Annotated in this window: 17 protein-coding genes; 8 read left to right on the top strand and 9 right to left on the bottom strand. The window is 65.2% G+C overall.

The features are described 5' to 3' along the window. Positions 1 to 72: 72 nt before the first annotated feature. The gene (locus CIT40_RS02275) at positions 73 to 960 is read left to right on the top strand and encodes an efflux RND transporter periplasmic adaptor subunit (RefSeq protein WP_162307316.1); all 888 of its coding nucleotides are present in this window, start codon (positions 73 to 75) and stop codon (positions 958 to 960) included. Between the two features lie 133 nt (positions 961 to 1093). On the opposite strand, the gene CIT40_RS02270 is transcribed toward CIT40_RS02275, so the two are convergent. Next, complete coding sequence (locus tag CIT40_RS02270; protein ID WP_094897288.1) at positions 1094 to 1942, bottom strand: caspase family protein; 849 nt, start codon at positions 1940 to 1942, stop codon at positions 1094 to 1096. Positions 1943 to 2362: 420 nt separating this feature from the next. On the opposite strand from CIT40_RS02270, the gene CIT40_RS02265 reads away from it, so the two are divergent. The 3 genes from CIT40_RS02265 to CIT40_RS02255 all read left to right on the top strand — a co-directional run bounded on the left by CIT40_RS02265 (position 2363) and on the right by CIT40_RS02255 (position 6381). Then, positions 2363 to 4090: a hypothetical protein gene (locus CIT40_RS02265; RefSeq protein ID WP_094897291.1), complete on the top strand. Its 1728-nt coding sequence runs from the start codon at positions 2363 to 2365 to the stop codon at positions 4088 to 4090. Between the two features lie 276 nt (positions 4091 to 4366). Continuing rightward, positions 4367 to 5092, top strand: a complete 726-nt coding sequence (locus CIT40_RS02260) for a thermonuclease family protein (RefSeq protein ID WP_094897294.1) — start codon at positions 4367 to 4369, stop codon at positions 5090 to 5092. Positions 5093 to 5193: 101 nt separating this feature from the next. Beyond that, a complete protein-coding gene (locus CIT40_RS02255) occupies positions 5194 to 6381 on the top strand; it encodes a pyridoxal-phosphate-dependent aminotransferase family protein (protein WP_094897299.1) in 1188 nt (395 codons plus the stop codon). Between the two features lie 223 nt (positions 6382 to 6604). Here CIT40_RS02255 and CIT40_RS02250 read toward each other — a convergent pair whose 3' ends face one another. Both CIT40_RS02250 and CIT40_RS02245 read right to left on the bottom strand, forming a co-directional pair. Then, positions 6605 to 7711 carry a hypothetical protein gene (locus CIT40_RS02250; protein ID WP_094897301.1) on the bottom strand — a complete coding sequence of 369 codons (1107 nt, stop codon included), beginning with the start codon at positions 7709 to 7711 and terminating at the stop codon, positions 6605 to 6607. Beyond that, positions 7711 to 9147 (bottom strand): MBOAT family O-acyltransferase, encoded by a 1437-nt coding sequence (locus CIT40_RS02245; protein ID WP_094897303.1) that lies wholly within the window; start codon positions 9145 to 9147, stop codon positions 7711 to 7713. The genes CIT40_RS02250 and CIT40_RS02245 overlap by 1 nt, the downstream gene beginning before the upstream one ends. A 263-nt stretch (positions 9148 to 9410) precedes the next feature. Here CIT40_RS02245 and CIT40_RS02240 point away from each other — a divergent pair, with 263 nt between their 5' ends. Beyond that, the gene (locus tag CIT40_RS02240) at positions 9411 to 11519 is read left to right on the top strand and encodes a S9 family peptidase (protein ID WP_094897340.1); all 2109 of its coding nucleotides are present in this window, start codon (positions 9411 to 9413) and stop codon (positions 11517 to 11519) included. A 174-nt stretch (positions 11520 to 11693) separates the two neighbouring features. Here CIT40_RS02240 and CIT40_RS02235 read toward each other — a convergent pair whose 3' ends face one another. Continuing rightward, positions 11694 to 12413 (bottom strand): ribonuclease activity regulator RraA, encoded by a 720-nt coding sequence (locus CIT40_RS02235; protein ID WP_094897306.1) that lies wholly within the window; start codon positions 12411 to 12413, stop codon positions 11694 to 11696. 130 nt (positions 12414 to 12543) lie between these two features. Continuing rightward, entirely contained in the window at positions 12544 to 14283 is a 1740-nt protein-coding gene (gene araD / locus CIT40_RS02230) for an L-arabinonate dehydratase (protein WP_094897309.1), read from the bottom strand. 259 nt (positions 14284 to 14542) lie between these two features. On the opposite strand from araD, the gene CIT40_RS02225 reads away from it, so the two are divergent. Continuing rightward, positions 14543 to 14956, top strand: a complete 414-nt coding sequence (locus CIT40_RS02225; protein ID WP_094897312.1) for a response regulator — start codon at positions 14543 to 14545, stop codon at positions 14954 to 14956. Further along, positions 14934 to 18527 carry a PAS domain S-box protein gene (locus tag CIT40_RS02220; protein WP_094897315.1) on the top strand — a complete coding sequence of 1198 codons (3594 nt, stop codon included), beginning with the start codon at positions 14934 to 14936 and terminating at the stop codon, positions 18525 to 18527. The genes CIT40_RS02225 and CIT40_RS02220 overlap by 23 nt, the downstream gene beginning before the upstream one ends. Positions 18528 to 18618: 91 nt before the next feature. On the opposite strand, the gene CIT40_RS02215 is transcribed toward CIT40_RS02220, so the two are convergent. After that, positions 18619 to 19254: a response regulator transcription factor gene (locus CIT40_RS02215; protein ID WP_094897318.1), complete on the bottom strand. Its 636-nt coding sequence runs from the start codon at positions 19252 to 19254 to the stop codon at positions 18619 to 18621. 149 nt (positions 19255 to 19403) lie between these two features. Between CIT40_RS02215 and CIT40_RS02210 the strand changes: the two genes are divergently transcribed. Further along, the gene (locus tag CIT40_RS02210; protein ID WP_094897319.1) at positions 19404 to 19703 is read left to right on the top strand and encodes a hypothetical protein; all 300 of its coding nucleotides are present in this window, start codon (positions 19404 to 19406) and stop codon (positions 19701 to 19703) included. A gap of 56 nt (positions 19704 to 19759) precedes the next feature. Here the strand turns inward: CIT40_RS02210 and CIT40_RS02205 are convergent, their stop codons facing one another. From CIT40_RS02205 to CIT40_RS02195, 3 genes are all read right to left on the bottom strand, one after another. Then, on the bottom strand, positions 19760 to 20263 hold the full coding sequence (locus tag CIT40_RS02205; protein WP_094897320.1) for a response regulator: 504 nt from the start codon (positions 20261 to 20263) through the stop codon (positions 19760 to 19762). A 131-nt stretch (positions 20264 to 20394) separates the two neighbouring features. Then, positions 20395 to 20712, bottom strand: coding sequence for a hypothetical protein (locus CIT40_RS02200; protein WP_018321617.1), 318 nt, complete (start codon positions 20710 to 20712; stop codon positions 20395 to 20397). Positions 20713 to 20714: 2 nt separating this feature from the next. Next, entirely contained in the window at positions 20715 to 21593 is an 879-nt protein-coding gene (locus tag CIT40_RS02195) for a CheR family methyltransferase (protein WP_094897323.1), read from the bottom strand. Positions 21594 to 21597 lie beyond the last annotated feature (4 nt).

Below are 21597 nucleotides of genomic sequence, written 5' to 3'. Positions count from 1 at the left end.
GGGCAACGCTGCCATAGTCCGCAGCCCTGCCATCTGCTATCGACTGGAGGCATAGAACCCGTGGAATTTCCGATGCGTCATTTGCCCCGCGCCGTTGCTCGAAGCCTGTGTCCCGCAGCCATCGCCGGTATGGTCATCCTCGGTGGCTCTCCGGCCGGAGCCGATGACGACGCGCCCAAGGGGCCGGCGGTCACGGTGCTGAAAGTCGCAAAATCCTGTTTCTCCGACATCGTCGAGGCCACCGGCACGATCATCGCGCGGGAGGAGACGTCGGTGCGGCCCGAACGTCCGGGCCTGAAGGTCACAGACGTGCTGGCGGAAGCCGGCGACACCACCACCGCCGGCCAGGTGCTGGCGCGGCTGGCGCTTCCCGAGGGTGGCACGCTGCAGGTCGCCGCTCCGGTGGCGGGCGTGATCGCGACCTCGACCGCCCAGATCGGCAATTTCGCCTCGGCCAAAGGCGAGGCCCTGTTCACGATCGTGGCGCGCAGCGAATACGATCTCGTCGGTCTGGTGGCGACCAACGATATGCGCAAGCTCGCCGTCAATCAGCCGGCGACCGTGCGGATCGCAGGCGCGGGCGACATCGACGGCAAGGTGCGCCGCATCGGCCCGACCGTCGAGCCGAACATCCAGCAGGGCATCGTCTATATCGGCATCTCCTCGCAGAAGCGATTGCTGCTGAAAGCGAGCGGACGCGCGCTGATCAAGACCGGGCAGAGCTGCAACGTCGCGGTGCCTCTGACATCAGTGCAATATTCGTCGGCCGGCACCGTGGTGCAGGTGATCCGCCGCAACCGCGTCGAGACCAAGCGTGTCGAGGTCGGGTTGATGTCGGGCGGCAATATCGAGGTCCGCGACGGCCTCAACGAAGGCGACGTCGTCGTCGCCCGCGCCGGTGCGCTGCTGCGCGAAGGCGACCCGGTGCGCCCGGTGATGGCCGCGGAAGCGGCGAAGTAGTCCTAGCTGTCAGAGCGCATAATCGTAGGGCGGGTTAGCCGAAGGCGTAACCCGCCTCTTTGCTTTCAGCGCTGACGACAGAAAAGCGGTGGATTACGTCTTCGGCTAATCCACCCTACATTCTTCGGAAGACCTAGCCGCCGGCTGCGTCGAAATGGACGTCTTCGAGCAGCGAGGAGGACACGGTCGGGACCTGATCGCCTTCGCTGGCGCGGGAGATGGCGACGCGGGTCTTGTTGAAGACGCTTTCGGCGCTGCCCTTCGCACTGAGGTTGTTCAGGAACTCGCTGACCAGCACGCTGTGCTCGCCCTTGCCGTCGTCGACGACCTTGCCGGGCGAGGCCGAGGAGAGGATCAGCGCATTGTCGGACGCGCTGATCGGCGCGAGGCCGTGGCTGTAGGAGCGGAAGCGGCGCTCGTAAGGGTTACGGCGGGAGGCATCGACGACGACGAGCTTGGCCTTGGCGCCCTGCTCCTTCATCATGTCAATCACGCCATCGATCGAGACGCCCTGGCGGCGGACGTCGCTTTCCTTCCAGATCACGGCATCGACCGGCAGCATGTAGCTCTCGCGTCCGGCCTGCACGCCGTAGCCGCCGAAGAACAGCATGACGACGGTGTCGCGCTTGATCCGGGACTTCAGGCGGTTGACGGCGCGGACCATGTCGTCCTTGGTCGCGTCTTCCACCATGTCGACGTCAAAACCGTTCTTGCGCAGGGACGAGGACAGCGCACGGGCGTCGTTGATCGACTGCGTCAGCGGCGCGCTGGCGTCGGGATAATGTCCATTGCCGATGACCAAAGCGAGGCGCGAGGTCTGGCCGATCGAGCCGGTGATCTGGTCGGTGGAGACGGCCTTGGCAGCATCGATCGCGCGCATGTTGAGAGCAGCATGAGCGCCGATCACCAGCGAGACCGTGCCGATCAGGGCGGCGGCCAACGCGATGGTGCGCCGGGAAAGGTCGAGCTGCTTTACATTCATCTCGGTTCGTTTCCTGTGCCAAAGACCAGCCAAGCGCGCGCACACTGTTTGAGTAGCGCGATAGCGTCTTTAGGTTTGAGGGATTGGCCGGGGATGTGCCCCCGAATTGCGCGCAATTTGCGGCGCCGCACCAAACAAACCTTTAACCGGATATAGGGTGGCGGGCAATAGATTGCCCAAAATTTGAGCTAAGCTACTGACGATGCTCGTTAATTTCTCCGATAAATTTCTGGATTTCCTGGCTTTCCCGTAGCATTCCGGGGTCGATCATGCAGTCCTCATGCCGCATTTTTCCATGATCTCCGTCACATTTGTATTTCCTGCGAATCCGGGTAGCCTTTTCAACGACTTGCAGGGGGCGGCGCGCCGATGGGAGCGTGCCGGCCGACCCCCGACCAAGGCCCCGCGACCAGGTATTTCATGAGCTTTCATTATTTTGCCGGCGCCGCCTGCCGGGCGCTGACCGCGCGGAAGGACGGCCCCTCGCTTTACGACGTCTGCGATCCCGTATTGTCGGGCCGGGCCGGCGGCGATCCGCATCTGGCCAAATTCTACAAGACCGCGCTCGGCAATCCCGCGCTGCGGGTGCTGCTGCGGCGGGCCGGACTGCCCGAGCTGCGTGACGAGGCCAGGCTCACGTCGTTGCGCGGGGCGCTGGCGCGCGCCCGCGACGAGGCCGAGCCCGACTGGGCGGCGGTCGGCCAGCCGGTCGCCGATCTCGTCGACAGCATCGCGCTCGACCATCCCAAGCCGCCGCCGGCGATGTTCACGAGCTCGGCGCCGCCGCAGGCGCAGATCGACGGCGTGATCCGCGACTGCGCGCAGCATCTGCTCGGCTCCTGGCGCAAGAACGGCTTCCTGCCGACCTATGCCGCCTTCAACCTGATCGGCGATCCGGATTTCCGCGGCCGCGAGCTGATCATGGCGCTCACAGGTCTGAACGCCCGCGGCTACAAGAATTCCTCGCTGCTGTTCAACCTCGCCCGTGTCTTCATCGCGCGCTCGCCCGCGCGTGCCGTGGTCAATCCACCCTGGCGAGGGATCGCCGAGCCGATGTGGGAGCCGGTGCAGATCCGGCACCGCTCGGCCTATTACGATGCGTTCTTCATCGAGGCGCTGCTGAGCTATGGCGAGACCGGGCTCGCCTCGCCGGCCGACAAGGTCGCGGCCGAGCGCGCCATCGCCGACATGGTGGATTTCTGCGTCAACATCAGCCGCGAGGAGGTCGAGGGCATCGACGGCGCGCGCTTCAACGTCGTCACCGCGCTGGCGCCTCCGCCGCATCCGCGCTTTTCCCGCTACTTCGCGCAGATCAAGCAGGACCTCGGCTTCGGCATCTACGTGCCGGATTGCGACACCACGGCCTGCTCGATCTCGGCGGCGACGCAGGCCGGCTGCACCGATCCGATCATCGATCAGCCGCTGCTGGATTTCTACGCCGGCTACCAGGTGCGCGCCGGCGTCAACGAACCGCGCGTAACCGTGCCCATCAACGACAATATCGACTACGAGGGCGGGGTTGCGACCTGGATCGACAACCTCGCCGGCGAGCGGCCCTACGGCAACGATCTCGATCCGACGCTCAATCTCGACATTCTCGAAGTGAGCTTCCGCAATCTGGCGCGCTGGAAGATCCTGGAGACGCCGGCGCGGCTCGCGACGGTGCACCGCATCATCGGCTTCCAGAAGCGGCTGGCGGCGAGCGGCGCCTTCGCCAATCCGCGCTCGCACATCTATTACCTGCCGGAACTCTACAGCGCCTATTTCGGCCGCTGCTATGCGGCCTTCCTGGCGCTGCCGCTTGCCGCGCAGGCCGCGATCGACCCCAATGGCGATTTCGACTTCATCCGCCACCGCGTGCTGTCCTACGTCAAGGGCGAGCTGATGGCCGCCGAGATGAACGTGTTCGACGCGGCGCTGGCGCTGATCGCGCTCGGCCATCTCGGCGCCGACCCGCGCGCCTTTGCACCCGCGCTGAACGTGATCGTCGGCGCCATCGGCGAAGGCGGCCGCCGCGGCCCGTTCCGCGCCTATGAGTGGAACAAGATGAAGACGCCGACGCGGATTCTGGTGGGCGGTCCCGAGGTGACGTCCGCGTTCGTGCTGATGGGCCTGGCATTGGCCAAGCGGGCGATGGCGCGGGGGTGATCTTGCCGAGGGACTCGTGCCCCGGACGCAGCGCAGCGCGAAGCGGTGCGTTGCAGAGCCGGGGCCCATGCCTCCGCGAGATGTGACTGTGAATTTCTGGGTCCCGGCTCTGCGGAGCGGCGTTGCACGCCGCACCGCGTCCGGGACACGAGCAGAGAACCCGTCGCAAGATGACGGGAAGTTGAAAGCCTCTCTATTAGGCATACGCTGGCCCGACGGCCAAAAGCCGACCACAATCACGCGCTCTATCGATCATTTCATCACACGCGGGCCGGCATGTTGCGAAAAGTCCTGATTGCGCTGTCTCTCCTCGCTCTCCCCTCGCTGGCCGAGGCCGCCGACATCACCGGCACGGCAAAAGTTCGCTCCGGCGATGCCGTCGTGATCGGCAACACGCGGATCCGGCTCGGCGGCATCGACGCGCCCGCGGTCGACCAGCTCTGCCTCAACAACAAGACCGAGCGCTGGACCTGCGGGATCGCAGCGCGCGACGAGCTCGCCAAATACGCCGAGGGCAAGAGCTGGGTCTGCCATGCCCGTTCGATCGACCGGCGCGGCCGCACCGTGGCGCGCTGCGAGGTCGGCGGCGAGGACATCCAGAAATGGCTGGTGCGCGCCGGCTGGGCACTGGCCTACACCCGCATGTCCCACGACTATGATGCGGACGAAAAGGCCGCGCGCGAAGCCAAGGCCGGAATGTGGCAGGGGGCCTTCATCGCACCGTGGGACTGGCGCGTGCGCAACAAGAAGACGGTCATCCTCGGCGCCACCAAGCCGCCCGACGGAGCGCATGCGGTGCTGCTCGCTTCGGCCTCCGGACCGGTCGCGCCCTCCCCGGATTGCACCATCAAGGGCAACGTCAACAGCGCCGGAGAGTGCATCTTTCACCAGCCGACCAGCCGCTGGTACACCCAGATCAGGATGAAGATCAGCAAGGGCACCCGCTGGTTCTGCTCGGTCGAGGAGGCGGAAGCCGCCGGCTGCCGCGAGACCAAGCGATAACCAGACCTGCATTTTGGACGCTTTTCCAAGGCCCTCGCCCCGCGTAAAGCTACAAACCAGCGACCCACCAATCTGTTCTCTGGCAACAAGGACCAACAGCAATGACCGTTCGCGCGGGCCGGGAGTTTCTGGCCATCCCCGGGCCCACCACGATGCCCGACGAGGTGCTGCGGGCAATGCACCGTCCGGCGATCGACATCTATTCCAAGCAGATGACCGATCTGACCGAGAGCCTGCTCGGCGACATCTCGAAACTGTTTGCGACCAAGGGCAAGTCCTACATCTACATCGCCAACGGTCACGGCGCCTGGGAAGCGGCGCTGAGCAACGTGCTGTCGCGCGGCGACAAGGTGCTGGTGCTGGAGAGCGGGCGCTTTGCGATCGGCTGGGGCAATGCGGCAGCGCTGATGGGCGCCGAGGTCGAGGTGCTCAAGGGTGACTGGCGCCGCGCGGTCCGGCCAAGCGAGGTCGAGGAGCGCTTGCGTCGCGACAAGGAGCACAGCATCAAGGCCGTCGTCGTGGTCCAGGTCGACACCGCCTCGGGCGTGCAGAACGATATCGAGGCGATCGGCAAGGCGATCAAGGCGGCCGGCCATCCGGCGCTGTACATGGTCGACACGGTCGCTTCGCTCGGCTGCATGCCGTTCGAAATGGACAAATGGGGCATCGACGTCGCGATGTCAGGCTCGCAGAAGGGCCTGATGACGCCCCCCGGCCTCGGCTTCGTCGCCGCCAATGCACGTGCGCTCGAGGTGCACAAGAAGGCGAACATGTCGACGCCCTATTGGAGCTGGAGCGAGCGCGAGGGCACCGAGCATTATCGCAAATATGCCGGCACTGCGCCGGTGCATCTGTTGTTCGCGTTGCGTCAGGCGATCGACCTGCTGCACGAGGAAGGCCTGGAAAACGCCTTCCGCCGCCACAGCCTGCTCGGCGAAGCCACCCGCCGCGCCGTGGGCGCCTGGTCGGAGGGCCAGGTGCTCGGCTTCAACGTCGCGGAAGCGAGCGAGCGCTCCAACACCGTGACCACGGTGACGATGAGCAACGGGCATGATCCGGCAATATTGCAGCGCTATTGCAAGGAGAAGTGCGGCGTCGTGCTCGGCACCGGCATCGGCGACCTCTCGGGCCAGGCCTTCCGCATCGCCCATATGGGCCATGTCAACGCACCGATGCTGCTCGGTACGCTCGGGGTGATCGAGATCGGGCTCAACGCGCTGAAGATCCCGCATGGCAAGGGCGGGCTGGAAGCGGCGGTCGCGTATCTCGGGGAAGAGGTAGCGGCGTAGGTTAGCTCTCGTGCCCCGGACGCAGCGCAGCACGAAGTGATGCGCTGCAGAGCCGGGGCCCACCTGGCCGCAATGGGTCCCGGCTCAGCGGAGCGGCACTTCGCGCCGCACCGCATCCGGGACACGAGACCGGGAGTCGATCGCAGTCGCGTAGCCCGGGTGAGCGAAGCGACACCCGGGGGACCCTTATGCGAGGCCCCGCATGTCGCTTCGCTCAGGCGGGCTACGGCAGCCCCGGCACCCGATATACCTCGACCTGCGCCTTCAGCTCATCCAGCGACGTCAGCGGCGCTTTCGGATCGACGCGATACTCCCCGCTCGCCAGCCATTTCAGCACCATCCCATCCACCACCGGCGAGTGGTGGATGACGTCGCCGTAATTGTTGAGATCTTGCGTCACTACCTTGATCGCACGGAAGTCGTGGAGGCGAACGTTGGGCCGCTGCGTCAGGCGCTCCGCAATCACCGCCGTGAGATCGGAGACGATCTTCAGCGTCCCGGGCGAGGCGTCGCGCATCGCCACGAATTGCAGGATGGAATAGGGCGGGAAGTAGATGTCAAAGGTCACGTCCGGATAGCGCGCGATCAGGCTGACGGCATCCTGCTCGAAATTCCGCACCATGGCTTGATAACCATAGCCTTCGCCGAGAAAGCGGCTGCGCGACGGCGCGGTGATGTAAGCGAACGAAGCGAGCGTCTTGCTCGCATTGTACTCGCGCGCGACGTCGACATCGCGCGGCAGCGCGTAGATGTCGTCGACATCGGCCAGCGCGAACTTGACGGGCAGATACGGCGCCGCGCGGGTCAGCGGCACCTGCAGCGGCGGGACCGAACGCAGCAGTGCGAACAGGGACTCCTTCGCCATCGCCGCGCTGAACAGATAGGACGCGATGCCCTTCGGCGTCCTCCGATAGAGATCGACGGACAAATAGGGATCGGCCTCGATGTCGGCTGCATCGACGAAGATGAAATCGTCCATCTCCCAGATCACGCGCCTCGCGCCGCGCGCGATCGCCTGCTCAAGCACGAAGGCCTGCTGGCGCGAGTTGGAGCCGGTCATCGCCAGCTTGAGTGAGCGAACGCCGAGCGCCCGATCGATGTCGCTCTGGCGGAAATGGATCGCAAGCGAGGTGCCCATGAAGGCGGTGTCGAACGACTGGCTGCGGATCAGCCCGGCGTTCTGCACGCGCGTGTCGTCGGAATAGAAGGCGGAGCGCGAGGGGCGAAACAGCTGCAGGGGATCGATGACATAAGTAAGCCCGGCCGCACCGAGCAAGAACGCGATGCTCGCGAGCAGAAGACGCTTGAGACTGGTGAATGTAGCGCGCATCAGAACCGGAAATAGATGAATTCGCTATGGCTCTGGATGCCCAGGATTCCAAACGCAAGCACCAGCGATGCGCCATAGAGAAACAGCGGCCGCATGCGCCCTGCCCGCAAGTTCTCGCCGACCCTGCGGTTGGCGTGATCGTATCCCAGGAGCGTTTGCGTGTTCGGCGCCAGCCAGACCAATGCGGCGTAGACGGCGATCATCACCAGCGCCGCGATCTCCTCGCGGCCGAACACGATATGCGAGGGATCCGCCATGGCCTGCAGAACGCGCAAAGCCCATTCCACGCTCGCGGCGCGGAAGAACACCCAGGCGACGACGACGGCGAGAAACGTCAGCACGGTCCCGCCGATGCGAGCCGGGCGCGCAAGAGCCGACGGGATGGTCGGCACCAACGCATTGAAGGCGTGATTGACGCAGAGATAGGCGCCGTGCAGCGCGCCCCAAACGACAAACGTCCAGGCCGCGCCGTGCCAGAGCCCGCCGAGCAGCATCGTGATCAGCAGGTTGACGTAGCGCAGCACGCGGCCATGGCGGTTGCCGCCGAGCGGGATGTAGAGATAGTCGCGGAGGAATTGCGACAACGTCATGTGCCAGCGGCGCCAGAACTCGACGATGCTTGTCGCCTTGTAGGGCGAGTTGAAGTTCACCGGCAGGAAGATACCGAACATCAGCGAGATCCCGATCGCCATGTCGGAATAGCCGGAGAAATCGAAATAGAGCTGGAAGGCGTAGGCGAGCGCACCGCACCAGGCCTGGTCGAAGCTCGGCGAACGCGCGTCGAAGGCGAGCGCGACCAGCGGCTGGATGCCGTCGGCAAGGCAGGTTTTCTTGAACAGGCCGATGGCGAAGATGATGACGCCGCACAGGATGAGATGCCCGTCCGGGCGCTTGGTCTCCTCCCTCTCGAATTGCGGGATCATGTCCTTGTGGTGGAGGATCGGCCCCGCGATCAGATGCGGAAAATAGGTCACGAACAGCGCGTAATGCGGCAGCGCATAGGCCGCGACCTGGCCGCGATAGGCATCCACCAGGAACGCGATCTGCGTGAAGGTGTAGAAGGAGATCCCGACCGGCAGCAGGATGTGGAGCGCAAAATGCGTGCCGAGCAGCGCGTTGACGTTCTCGGTGGCGAAGCCGGCATATTTGAAGATGCCGAGCACGAGGAGATCGCCGGCGACGCCGAGCGCGAGTGCCGCCTTGCGTGGTGATGGGCCGAGCTTCGCCACGATCAGGAGATGGCCGATGCCGTAGTTGAACGCGATCGACAGCAGCAGCAGCGCCACGAACTGCCAGCTGCCGATCGCGTAGAAGGCGATCGAGGCCAGTGCCAGCCAGATCACCGGTGCGAGATTGCTGCGCCGGCCGAGCCAGAAATAGCCGGCCAACACCAGGGGCAAGAACAGCAGGATGAACGGGTAGGAGTTGAACAGCATCGGGCTGGACCGGCGGCGGGGATTCTGGTCCGTAAAGCATACAAGGGGCCGATCAACAACCCGGCGACTGGAACAGTGCCCGGCGCGGCCGCGCTGGCAATTCATGCGCTTGTCGCCATATGATGGGCGACCCGCCGCCTTCTACGGCCGTCATTGCCGGGCTTGACCCGGCAATCCATCGCTAAAAGATTTCGTATTGGATGGATGCGCGGGGCAAGCCCGCGCATGACGAGATGAGTTTCTGTGAGACGAACGAGGATCGAGTGACCCAGGCCAAAACACCTTCCCAGCCTCCAATCGCCCCGCGCCGGCCGCATGCCTTCACGCGGCACGGGATCACCGTGACCGACGACTATGCCTGGTTGAAGGACGCGAAATGGCAGGAGGTGCTGCGCGATCCCAAAGCGCTGGATCCCGACATCCGCAAATATCTCGACGAGGAGAACGTCTACACCGAGAGCCTGCTCGGCCATACCGGGGTCTTGCAGAAAACGCTGGTGCGCGAGATGCGCGGGCGGATCAAGGAGGACGATTCCAGCGTGCCGTCGCCGGACGGGCCGTACGCCTATTTCCGCAGATTCCGCGAGGGCGGACAGCACGAGCTGTTCGGCCGCATGCCGCGCCACGGCGGGGACGGCGATATCGTGCTCGACGGCGACGCGCTCGCCAAGGACCACAAATATTTCAAGTTCGGCGGCAGCCGGCATTCGCATGATCACAAGATGCAGGCCTGGAGCGCGGACACCAAGGGCTCCGAATATTTCTCGATCCGCGTCCGCGACTGGGCGAGCGGCAAGGATTTCGACGACCTCGTCGAGGAGACCGACGGCGGCGTGGTCTGGGCCGCGGACTGCAAGAGCTTCTTCTATGTGCGGCTCGACGACAACCACCGGCCGATGCAGGTGTGGCGCCACAGGCTCGGCACCAGGCAGGCCGACGACGCGCTGGTCTACGAAGAGCAGGACGCCGGCTGGTTCACCCATCTGCACGAGAGCACCAGCGGCCGCTTCTGCGTGATCGCGGGCGGCGACCACGAGACCTCCGAGCAACGGCTGATCGATCTCGCCGATCCCGAGGCGCCGCCGCGCCTGGTCGCGGCGCGCGAGGAAGGCGTGCAATATTCGATCGCCGACCGCGGCGACGAGCTTTTCATCCTCACCAACGCCGACGACGCCGTCGACTTCAAGATCGTCACCGCGCCGCTCGGTTCGCCCGAGCGCGCGAATTGGCGCGACCTGATCCCCTATCGTCCAGGCATCTACATCATCGATCTCGATCTTTATGCCGGCCATATGGTGCGGCTGGAGCGCGCCAACGCGCTGCCGGGGATCGTGATCCGCGATCTCACCTCGAACGAAGAGCATGCCATCGCCTTCGACGAGGCCGCCTATTCGCTGGACGCGATGGGCTCCTACGAATTCGAGACGACGAACCTGCGCTTCGCCTATTCGTCGATGACGACGCCGTCGGAGGTCTATGATTACGACATGGTCAAGCGCACGCGCACCTTGCGCAAGCGCCAGGAGATTCCGTCCGGCCACGTTGCTGCCGACTACGTCACCACGCGCATCACGGCGAAGGCGCTGGACGGCGCCGAGGTGCCGGTGTCGATCCTGCATCGCCGCGGGCTCAAGCTCGACGGCTCGGCGCCGCTGCTGCTTTACGGCTACGGCTCCTACGGCATGGCGATGCCGGCCTCCTTCAACGCCAACCGCCTGTCGCTGGTCGACCGCGGCTTCGTCTACGCCATCGCCCATATCCGCGGCGGCGCCGACAAGGGGTGGGGCTGGTATCTCGACGGCAAGCGCGAGAAGAAGACCAATTCGTTCGACGATTTCGCCGCCAGCGCGCGTGCACTGATCGATGCGAAGTACACGAGTGCAAAACGCATCGTCGGCCATGGCGGCTCGGCCGGCGGCATGCTGATGGGCGCGGTGGCGAACCGCGCCGGCGAGTTGTTCGCCGGCATCGTCGCCGAGGTGCCGTTCGTCGACGTGCTCAACACCATGCTCGACGACACGCTGCCGCTGACGCCGCCGGAATGGCCGGAATGGGGCAACCCGATCGAGAGCGAGAGGGATTTTCGCACCATCCTGTCCTACTCGCCCTACGACAATGTCGCGGCAAAGGATTATCCGGCGATTTTGGCGATGGGCGGCCTGACCGATCCGCGCGTGACCTATTGGGAGCCCGCCAAATGGATCGCGCGCCTGCGCGCCACCATGACAGGCGGCGGCCCGGTCCTGCTCCGCACCAACATGGGCGCCGGCCATGGCGGCGCCTCCGGGCGGTTCGACCGGCTCGACGAAGTCGCGATCGTCTATGCGTTCGCGCTGTGGGCCGCGGGAATGGCGGACAAAGCGGAAGTCTAACCATCCCCTCTCTCGCCATACTCACGGCAGACAATCGCATCTGGCGCGCACGGTGTGGCAACATTGGCAGTCAGCTCTCTCCCCCGCAAGAGGGAGAGGGAGCCGACTGCCAATGTCGCCGCACCGAGGAACCATATGCAAGAGGTGCCGCACGCGGGGAGAGGCGAAGACCGGCTACCTTCCGTTCTTCTTCCGCCAGTCCGCGAAATCGGTGAGCGTCTGCGGATCGGTGGCGGGATAGAGACCGAAGATGCCGCGGCCCTTGCCGACCTCTTCGGTGACGAAGTCCTCGAACGCGGTCATCTCGAAGGTCTCGTTGGCGATCTCGTCGGCGAGATGCGCGGGGATCACGATGACGCCGTCGGCATCGCCGAGGATGACGTCGCCGGGAAACACCGGGGCATCGCCGCAGCCGATCGGGACGTTGATCTCGATCGCCTGGTGCAGCGTGAGATTGGTCGGCGCCGACGGGCGATGGTGATAGGCGGGAATGCCGAGCCTGGCGATCTCGGCGGAATCGCGAAAGCCGCCATCGGTGACGACGCCGGCGACGCCGCGCTTCATCAACCGCGTCACCAGGATCGCGCCGGCCGAAGCCGCGCGTGCGTCCTTGCGGCTGTCCATCACCAGCACGGCGCCCGGCGGGCAATCCTCGACTGCCTTGCGCTGCGGGTGCGAACGATCCTTGAACACGTCGATGGTGTTGAGGTCCTCACGCGCCGGCATGTAGCGCAGCGTGAAAGCCTCGCCGACCATGGTCGGCTGGTCGGCACCGAGCGGGTGCACGTCCTGGATCATCTGGATGCGCAGGCCGCGTTTGAACAAGGCGGTGGCGACGGTCGCGGTGGAGACGGATTTGAGTTTGGTGCGGGTGGCTTCGCTGAGTTTGGACATAGGTACGCTCTCTCTTTCGTCATTCCGGGGCGATGCGAAGCATCGAACCCGGAATCCATTGGGCTACACGCGCTGCGGCCCGATGGATTCCGGGCTCATCGCTTCGCGATGCCCCGGAATGACAGGGTCATCAATAAATCGACGGCTCGCCGATCGGCGCGCCGAAACCGGTCTCGAGGAAGTCGAAGTCGCAGCCGTCATTGGCCTGCTTGATGTGCTTGGTGAACATCCAGCCATAGCCGCGCTCGAAGCGGCGCTCGGGCTGCTTCCAGGCGGCCCGGCGTTTTTCCAGCTCGGTTTCGCTGACATCGAGATTGATGGTGCGGGCGGCGACGTCGAGCGTGATGCGGTCGCCGTTCTGCACCAGCGCCAGCGGACCGCCGATGTAGGATTCGGGCGAGACGTGCAGGATGCAGGCGCCGTAGCTGGTGCCGCTCATGCGTGCGTCCGAGATGCGCACCATGTCACGCACGCCCTGCTTCACCAGTTTTGTCGGGATCGGCAGCATGCCCCATTCCGGCATGCCCGGGCCGCCTTGCGGTCCCGCATTGCGTAGGATGAGAATGTCGTCCTCGGTGACATCGAGATTGGGATCGTCGACCGCCTTCTTCATCGCGGGATAGTCGTCGAACACCAGCGCAGGCCCGGTGTGCTTGAGGAAGCGCGGCGCGCAGGCCGACGGCTTGATGACGCAGCCGTCGGGCGCGAGATTGCCCTTGAGCACAGCGAGCGCGCCTTCCTTGTAGATGGGATTGTCGATTCCGCGGATCACGTCGGAATTGTGCACTTCGGCGCCGTCGATGTTCTCACCCAGCGTCTTGCCGGTGACGGTGATGCAATCGAGATGCAGATGCGGCTTGATCTGGCCCATCAGCGCCGGCAGGCCGCCGGCGTAGAAGAAGTCCTCCATCAGGTACGCATCGCCGCTGGGCCGCACGTTGGCGATCACGGGCACCTTGCGGCTGGCGACCTCGAAATCGTCGAGGCCGATATCCTGGCCGGCGCGGCGCGCCTGCGCGATCAGATGGATGATCGCATTGGTCGAGCAGCCCATCGCCATCGCGACCGCGATCGCGTTCTCGAAAGCTTTCCGGGTCTGGATCACCTTCGGCGTCAGATCCTCCCACACCATCTCGACGATGCGGCGGCCGCATTCCGAGGCCATGCGGATGTGGTTGGCGTCCGCCGCCGGAATCGAGGACGCGCCGGGCAGCGTCATGCCGATCGCTTCCGCAATCGCGGTCATGGTCGAGGCCGTGCCCATGGTCATGCAGGTGCCGTAGCTGCGGGCGATGCCGGCTTCGATGTCGAGCCAGTCCTTGTCGGAGATTTTCCCCGCACGCCGCTCGTCCCAATATTTCCAGCCGTCGGAGCCGGAGCCGAGCGTCTTGCCCTTCCAATTGCCGCGCAGCATCGGACCTGCCGGCAGATAGATCGCCGGAATGTTCATCGAGGTCGCGCCGAGCAGCAGCGCGGGCGTGGTCTTGTCGCAGCCGCCCATCAGCACCACGCCGTCGACGGGATGGCTGCGCAGCAATTCCTCTGCGTCCATCGCCAGCAAATTGCGATAGAGCATCGTCGTCGGCTTCAGCAGCGATTCCGACAGCGACAGGGCCGGCAGCTCGAGCGGCAGGCCGCCCGCCATCAGGATGCCGCGCTTGACGTCATCGACGCGCGACTTGAAATGCATGTGGCAGGGCTGCGCATCCGACCAGGTGTTGAGGATCGCGATGATCGGGCGGTCCTTCCACTCCTCGGGCGCGTAGCCCATCTGCATGGCGCGGGAGCGATGGCCGAACGAACGGAGATCGTCAGGCGCGAACCAGCGCGCGCTGCGGAGCTGGTCGGGCGTCATTTTCTTCTTGGTCATTGTTCTTCCTCCTGCGACTTCGCACGCTCTTCCCACACGCCGTCCACACGTCGCAAGTGGCCGGACGCACCGAGCTCAGCCTTCCGCTGTGCACGAGAACGTGCATATATCGCGATAGGAAGCAACAGCCACCGACCGGGAGCGGGCATCGTGCGAAGCGCTTGCAGGCTGAGCGGAATCCGCGCAACAATTTCGTTTTTGATGGCTTGATTTGCAGCCGGCGGGGAGTCTCCCCCATCCGGCCCGGAGGAATTCAGACGTGGCCAACATCCTGATCGTGGATGACGACCCGGCCGTTCAAATCACCATCCGGCTGCTCCTGGAGAGGGCCGGCCATCACGTCACTGTCGCCGGCGACGGCCGCAGGGGACTTGCACTGTTCGAGGCCAGCCGGTTCGACCTCCTGTTTCTCGATATCTTCATGCCCGGCATGGACGGGCTGGAGACGATGCGTCACGTCCGGCTGCTGGCTCCGGCCATTCCGATCATCGTCATTTCCGGCCGCTCGATCACGCCGGATGCCCCTGCGGAACCGGACTTCCTGAAGATGGCGACCAAGCTCGGCGCGGTAGCGAGTTTGCAAAAGCCGTTCCGACCCGACGCACTGCTCGCCACCGTCGATGGCTGCCTGAAAGCAGACGAGGGGTCCGATGTTAGCTCCGGCCGACGATGACGGGGGCGCCTCGGCTTCAGGCCAGACCGGGCGCGGTCATCCGGGAAGCCCTGCGAACATCCGCATGACGCTCGCAACGCGGTTGGCGATTGCGATGATCCTGCTGGTGGCGGTCACCGTTGCCGCAGTCGGATGGCTGGGTTTCCGCAACACCACGCAAGCGGTGATTCCGCGCGTCCTGGAACGGGTCGAGGCCCAGTCACGCCTGCTCGCGACCGGTCTGGAATCCTATGTTGCCGGCGCTCGCGGCGATCTGGTCGGCTATCGCTCCGCCGCGGCCATCAACGGTCTGATCCGCGCCCACCTCGCCGGCGGCATTGACCCCGCAGACGGCGTCTCGGAGCAAACCTGGCGCGAGCGCATCGCGACGCGGCTCGCGGCCGAGATCGAGGCCAAGCCCAGCTACGGGCAGTTTCGAATCATCGGTCTTGACGACGACCAGCGCGAGCTGGTGCGGGTCGACCGTGCCGGCCCGAACGGGTCGGTGCGGATCGCCCCCGACAGCGAGCTCGAACGCAAGGGTGAACGAGCCTACTTTCAGGACACGATAGGGCTGCCACCCGGCGAGATTTACGTTTCGCCCATCGATCTGGCCACCCGCCAGGGGGGCACTACGGCGTTGCACGTTCCGACGCTGCGGGTCGCGATGCCGCTGTTCACACCGGATGGCAAGCCGTTCGGCATCATCATCGCCAATATCGACATGCGCCCGGCCCTGGACCACGTGCGCGGGACGGCGGGCTCGGGTGGCGAGATTTATGTCGTCAATTCGCGCGGCGATTATCTCGTTCATCCCGATCGCACGCGAGAATTCGGCTCGTCGCATGGCCGCCCCACCAACTGGCGCAATGATTTTCCGTTCTTCGCAGGCTTGGTCGGCACGTCGGACGTATCGACGCGGCTCATGACCGACGGGGCGGGCCGGCCGAACGGCGCGGCGATCGCGCCGGCGCTGCTGGCCGGCAAGGAATGGATCGCCGTCATCATGACCGTTCCCCCGGCCGTGTTCGGCCGGGTGCCGGCCGCCATCCAAAAGACCTCCGTGCTGGTCGGTCTGCTGGCCATCCTCGCTGCAGCATTGCTCGCCGTGCTGTTGGCGCGCTCATTGACCCGTCCGATCGGTCGCCTGACCGCGGCCGTGGAGGCGATCGGCCGCGGTCGGCAAGCGGACATCCCCGTCGATGCCGGCGGCGAGACGGGCGTGCTGGCGCGCGCTTTCGCCCAGATGGTCGAGGAGATGCGGGCGAAGACAGCAGCTCTCGAGCACGAGGTCCGGGAGCATCGCCGCACCGAGGCCGCACGAAGCCATCATGCCGCGCGCGACCACCTGTTCAGCGCCGCCGTCGAATCATCCGACGACGCGATCGTGATGCAGACGCTCGACACCGTCATCACCGGCTGGAATCCGGCCGCCGAGCGTCTGTACGGCTATTCGGCGGATGAGGCGATCGGCAAGCCGACATCGATCATCATCCCGCCCGATCGACGCGGGCATGGCAAGGACTATCTGGCCCGGATCGCCCGGGGCGAGCCGATCGAACGGTTCGAAACGGTGCGCCTGCGCAAGGACGGCACGTCCGTCGAGATCTCACTCAGCCTCTCGCCGATCAGGGGGCCGGCCGGCGAGATCATCGGCGTCTCCGGGACCGCGCACAGCCTCACCGGGGCGCGCAGGGCCGAGCGGCAGCTCCAGCACCAGCTCGAGGAGCGGCGACAGATCTTCGAGACGTCGCAGGACCTGATCATGGTCATGGACGCGAAAGGCCGCATCGCGCAGATCAGCCCGAGCAGCGAGACCATTCTCGGCTACCGGCCGGATGAGATGATCGGCCGCAGCGGCGCCGACTTCATTCATCCCGATCATCTGGAGCACTCCCGCGCCGAGATGCGCGCGCTGCACCGCGGCGAGCGCATCAAGATCGCCGACACGCGCTGCTTCCACTGCAATGGACACGAGGTCTGGCTGTCCTGGCTCGGCAGCTGGTCCGAGCAGGCGCAACGCTACTTCTTCGTCGGGCGCGACATGACGGAGGCGCGGCTCGCGCAGGAATCGCTGCGTGAGAGCGAGCGGCTCGCCCGCAACATCGTCGAGACTTCGCTCGACGCCTTCATCCAGACCGACGAGACCAGCAGCATCCTGAACTGGAACTCGCAGGCCGAGCAGCTGTTCGGCTGGCGGCGCGACGAAGTGCTCGGCAAGAATACGATCGACCTCATCGTGGCCGAGAGCGAACGCGAGAGGGTCAGGGCAGGCCTGAAAGATTTCATGGCGAACGAGGACGACAGGACACTGAACCGCCGCCGCGAGCTGATGTGCCTCCGCCGCGACGGCAAGGAATTCAAGGCCGAGGTCAGCGTGACCGCACTGAGGCGCCGCGAAGGCCTGCTGTTCAACGTGTTTTACCGCGACCTCACCGACAAGATCGCCGCGGAGGAGCGCATCCGCCATGCCGAGAAGATGGAGGCGATCGGCCAGCTCACCGGCGGCGTGGCGCACGATTTCAACAACATCCTCACCGTCATCACCGGCACGATCGAGATCCTCGCGGAGGCCGTCGAGAAGGAGCCGCAGCTTGCGGCAATCACGAAGATGATCGACGAGGCCGCCGCGCGGGGCGCCGAACTGACCCAGCATTTGCTCGCCTTCGCGCGCAAGCAGCCGCTTCAGCCGCGCGAAATCGACGTCAACTCGCTGATCATCGACACCGCGAGACTGTTGCGACCGACGCTGGGCGAGCAGATCCAGATCGAATCGGTGTTCGAGGAGGAGAGTTGCGTCGCGATCGTCGATCCCAACCAGCTCACCACCGCGATCCTCAACCTCGCGCTCAATGCCCGCGACGCCATGCCCGGGGGCGGCAAGCTGATCGTGGAGACCGGCGCCGCCTATCTCGACGAGGTCTATGCCAGCGGCAACGACATCCGCCCCGGCCGTTACGTGCTGATCGCCGTGAGCGACACCGGCACCGGGATCCCCGCCAACCTGCTGACCCGGGTGTTCGACCCCTTCTTCACCTCGAAGGGACCGGGCAAGGGCACCGGACTCGGGCTGTCGATGGTCTACGGCTTCATCAAGCAGTCGGCGGGCCATATCAAGATCTACAGCGAGGAAGGCCACGGCAGCACGATCAAGATGTACCTGCCGCCCGGCAAGACGCCGACAGCCGTCGGCGAGGGCGTGACACCAGCGACGATCGAGGGCGGACACGAGACGATCCTGGTGGTCGAGGACGACCGGCTGGTGCGCGACTACGTGCTGGCGCAGCTGCACTCGCTGGGTTACGTTACCCTGCAGGCCGCGAACGCGGCGGAGGCGCTGGCGATCGTCGCCGCCGGCAAGCCGTTCGACCTGCTGTTCACCGACGTCATCATGCCCGGCAAGATGAACGGACGGCAGCTCGCCGACGAGTTGATGAAGACGCGGCCCGATCTCAGGGTGGTCTATACGTCGGGCTATACCGAGAACGCGATCATCCATCACGGCCGGCTGGATTCCGGTGTGACGCTGCTGGCCAAGCCCTACCGCAAATCGGATCTCGCGCGGATCATCCGGAAGGCGCTGAGCGCTTGAAGCCGCGTAGCCCGGATGAGCGAAGCGATATCCGGGACTTCGCAGCATCGGTCCCGGGTGTCGCTTCGCTCACCCGGGCTACAAGAGCTTCTTACGACGCGCGCTGCGCCGCCGTCATCACGATGCGGATCAGATCGGCAGCGTTGCGCGCACCGAGCTTCTTCATGATGTTGGCGCGGTGATCCTCGATGGTGCGCGGGCTGATGCCGAGGGTGCGGCCGGCTTCCTTGTTGGACGCACCGGTGGCGAACTGCTCGAGCACCTCGCGCTCCCTGCGCGTCAGCGGCTCGCGTCCGGGGAAATGCAGCGAGCTGAATTTCGGCGAGGCGTTCTCCGCCTGCCTGCGTGCATAGGCGCCGATCGCCTCGTCGAGCCGGCCGACGATCTCGCTGCCGCGGAACGGCTTCTCGATGAAGTCGAGCGCGCCGCTCTTGATCGCGCCAACCGCCATCGCGATGTCGCCCTGTCCGGAGATCATGAAGATCGGCGCCGGATAGTCCTCGCCCTGCAGCTCGTTGAGAATGTCGAGGCCCGACTTGCCGGGAATGTGCACGTCGAGCAGGATCGCAGCCGGTGTGCGGTTTCGCGCGACGGAGAGCAGCGCTGCGCCGTCCGCAAAACAGATCACCTCATAGCCCGCCGCTTTCAACACCATCGACAGGGTGTCGCGAACGGCAGGGTCGTCGTCGACCACGAAGATTTCACCGCGAGAGCTTTGTTCGGCCATGTGCCACATCCAGTTGGCATGAAGGACTCGCGTCCGCGCCTCCCGTTATGGCGTTCGGCGCGGATTCGGCCCACCCGTATTTGTACGGGACATGGACTTAACGCACAAGTAGCGACGAGGTGCCTTATTGCGGGGGACGGAGAATATCCATGCTAAATTACGCAGGCACACCCCCGCTCGCCGCGATGGCCGACGCCGACAGCCGTCAGTTGATCGCAGCCGAACTTCGCTCGTTGATCGCGCGCATCGACATCAGTGTGCGTCTGATCGACGCGGCGATGAAACCGGAAGGCGTCGAGCCCGTACGCGATAGCGCGGGTTCCACCGATATTTTCGTGCTGGACGATGTCACGCCGCGTTATGCGACGGCGAGCGCCGCCCTCAATGCCTGCCGGGCGGAGCTTGGCCACGCCTTGCAATCGCTATCGGAATTCGGCAACGCGGCATAGAGCGCGATCGGCGCGGCGCAGCAGCCGCGCCCGATCGCATGGCAGCTCCGCAAGCCTCACGCGCGGTGCCGTTCCACGATCGCGTCGGTGGCGACGCCGCCCCACGTGTGGATCGCAGGAAGCCCCATCGCAGTCTTGCCGAGATTGGCGAGGCTGATGCGCAAGGCCGCGAGGTCGAGCGGCTTCGGCAGGCTCTGGAGCTCGATCCCGACGGACCGCGCGAAGCTGCGCGCGGCGCTGCGGCGCTTGCCGTCCATGCCGCTGATGACGATCACGGCGCCACCGAACTTTGCCGCCGCCATCTCGCGCAGCACGTCGATGCCGTCGCCATCCTCCAGCACGAGATCGAGCGTCACGCAGTCGAAGCGCGTGGCGCGGAGCTTCTCGATCGCATCCGCCACGGAGGGCGCCACGGTGACTTCGTGGCCGGCCTGCTTGGCGGCGACCGTGATCAGGCTGCGCTGCGTGGCGTCGTCATCGACCACCAGGAGCTGAAGCGCGCGCCGCTCGGCGCCGTCGGGCAGGTTCGAGGAGATGGGGGAAAGAGAACTTCTGGGCATTTCAGTATCCTGAGATTGGGATCATCAAAGGATACACGGTTCGCGCTTAGGCCGCGTAAAGCCGCTGTCGCGAATTCATTCGGATGTTTTCAGAAAATGTGAAGCAACGGATCGGAAAGGACGCGAGCGGATCAGGCCGCTTCGTCACGGCCGCCGGCCGCCCCGCGCTTCTTCCGGTTCTTGCCGCGCAGGAACTGGATGTCCATTTCGGCGCCGTTGACGCGGACCAGCTCGCAGCGGCGGTAGGCGAGGCCCGTGGACGACAACAGCAGGAAGAACTCCTTCAGGTTCAACCCCTGGATCGAGCCTTCCACCGTGAGGATGGCGTCGGTATCGGAGATCGCGTTGAGCTTGCAGTCGCGGCGCCAGGTGCCGTCGATGGCCATGATGCAGACATCATAGCCGCGACTGAAAGTCACGCGCTCCGTACCCTTGCCATCCTCGGCCATCTCTATCGCCCTGCCATGACCGCCAGTCGCGGCGCCGCGCCGGCGAGGGCTGGCTTGGAGGCTGCGGCACGCGGATCGTTCGGCTTGTAGAGGCCGCGCCGCTCCGGAATCGGCCGGAACGTATCGGTCAGGCCGACCACGGTTTCGGCCGCGCCCAGCACCAGGAAGCCGTCGGGCTCGATCTGGCGCGCCAGCCGGTTGAAGATGTTGATCTTGGTGTCCTGGTCGAAATAGATCAGCACGTTGCGGCAGAAGATGACGTCGAAGGTGCCGAGCTGCGCGAAATCGTGCAGCAGGTTGAGCTGCCGGTGCTGGATCATTGCCCGCAATTCGGGATTGACCTGCCAGGTCTCGCCGGTCTGCTTGAAATATTTCATCAGCATCTGGATCGGCAGGCCGCGCTGGACCTCGAACTGGCTGTAGATGCCGGACTTGGCCTTCTCCAGCACCTCCTGCGACAGATCGGTCGCGATGATCTCGATGCGCCAGCCGGTGAGGGCCGCACCCATGTCCTTCAGGCACATCGCCAGCGAATAGGGCTCCTGCCCGGTCGAGCCGGCGGCGCACCAGATCCGGATGCTGCGTTTGGCTGCCCGTGCCTTGATGATCTCCGGCATGATGTGGTCGCGGAAATGATCGAACGGGACCTTGTCGCGGAAGAAGAAGGTCTCGTTGGTGGTCATGGCTTCGACCACGTCGGTGATGACCGTGCGCGCGCCGCCTTGCAGCTTCTGCACGAGTTCGCCGATGCCGGAGAGCCCGGCCTTGCGGGCCAGCGGCAGCAGGCGGCTTTCGATCAGATATTGCTTGTCTGCGGACAGGTCGAGACCGGAATTGTCCTTCAAGAACTTACGCAGATACTCATACTCGGTCGGATTCACGGAA

This window comes from Bradyrhizobium amphicarpaeae (assembly GCF_002266435.3).
Classification (GTDB): Bacteria; Pseudomonadota; Alphaproteobacteria; order Rhizobiales; family Xanthobacteraceae; genus Bradyrhizobium; species Bradyrhizobium amphicarpaeae.
This window is presented reverse-complemented; position numbering and strand designations above follow the sequence as displayed.

What these genes read in the sequence shown, in the direction of transcription:
- CIT40_RS02275 (WP_162307316.1), top strand. Translation starts at nt 73, where the DNA reads ATGCGTCATTTGCCCCGCGCCGTTGCTCGAAGCCTGTGTCCCGCAGCC.
- CIT40_RS02270 (WP_094897288.1), bottom strand. Translation starts at nt 1,942, where the DNA reads ATGAATGTAAAGCAGCTCGACCTTTCCCGGCGCACCATCGCGTTGGCC.
- CIT40_RS02265 (WP_094897291.1), top strand. Translation starts at nt 2,363, where the DNA reads ATGAGCTTTCATTATTTTGCCGGCGCCGCCTGCCGGGCGCTGACCGCG.
- CIT40_RS02260 (WP_094897294.1), top strand. Translation starts at nt 4,367, where the DNA reads ATGTTGCGAAAAGTCCTGATTGCGCTGTCTCTCCTCGCTCTCCCCTCG.
- CIT40_RS02255 (WP_094897299.1), top strand. Translation starts at nt 5,194, where the DNA reads ATGACCGTTCGCGCGGGCCGGGAGTTTCTGGCCATCCCCGGGCCCACC.
- CIT40_RS02250 (WP_094897301.1), bottom strand. Translation starts at nt 7,711, where the DNA reads ATGCGCGCTACATTCACCAGTCTCAAGCGTCTTCTGCTCGCGAGCATC.
- CIT40_RS02245 (WP_094897303.1), bottom strand. Translation starts at nt 9,147, where the DNA reads ATGCTGTTCAACTCCTACCCGTTCATCCTGCTGTTCTTGCCCCTGGTG.
- CIT40_RS02235 (WP_094897306.1), bottom strand. Translation starts at nt 12,413, where the DNA reads ATGTCCAAACTCAGCGAAGCCACCCGCACCAAACTCAAATCCGTCTCC.
- araD (WP_094897309.1), bottom strand. Translation starts at nt 14,283, where the DNA reads ATGACCAAGAAGAAAATGACGCCCGACCAGCTCCGCAGCGCGCGCTGG.
- CIT40_RS02220 (WP_094897315.1), top strand. Translation starts at nt 14,934, where the DNA reads ATGTTAGCTCCGGCCGACGATGACGGGGGCGCCTCGGCTTCAGGCCAG.
- CIT40_RS02215 (WP_094897318.1), bottom strand. Translation starts at nt 19,254, where the DNA reads ATGGCCGAACAAAGCTCTCGCGGTGAAATCTTCGTGGTCGACGACGAC.
- CIT40_RS02210 (WP_094897319.1), top strand. Translation starts at nt 19,404, where the DNA reads ATGCTAAATTACGCAGGCACACCCCCGCTCGCCGCGATGGCCGACGCC.
- CIT40_RS02205 (WP_094897320.1), bottom strand. Translation starts at nt 20,263, where the DNA reads ATGCCCAGAAGTTCTCTTTCCCCCATCTCCTCGAACCTGCCCGACGGC.
- CIT40_RS02200 (WP_018321617.1), bottom strand. Translation starts at nt 20,712, where the DNA reads ATGGCCGAGGATGGCAAGGGTACGGAGCGCGTGACTTTCAGTCGCGGC.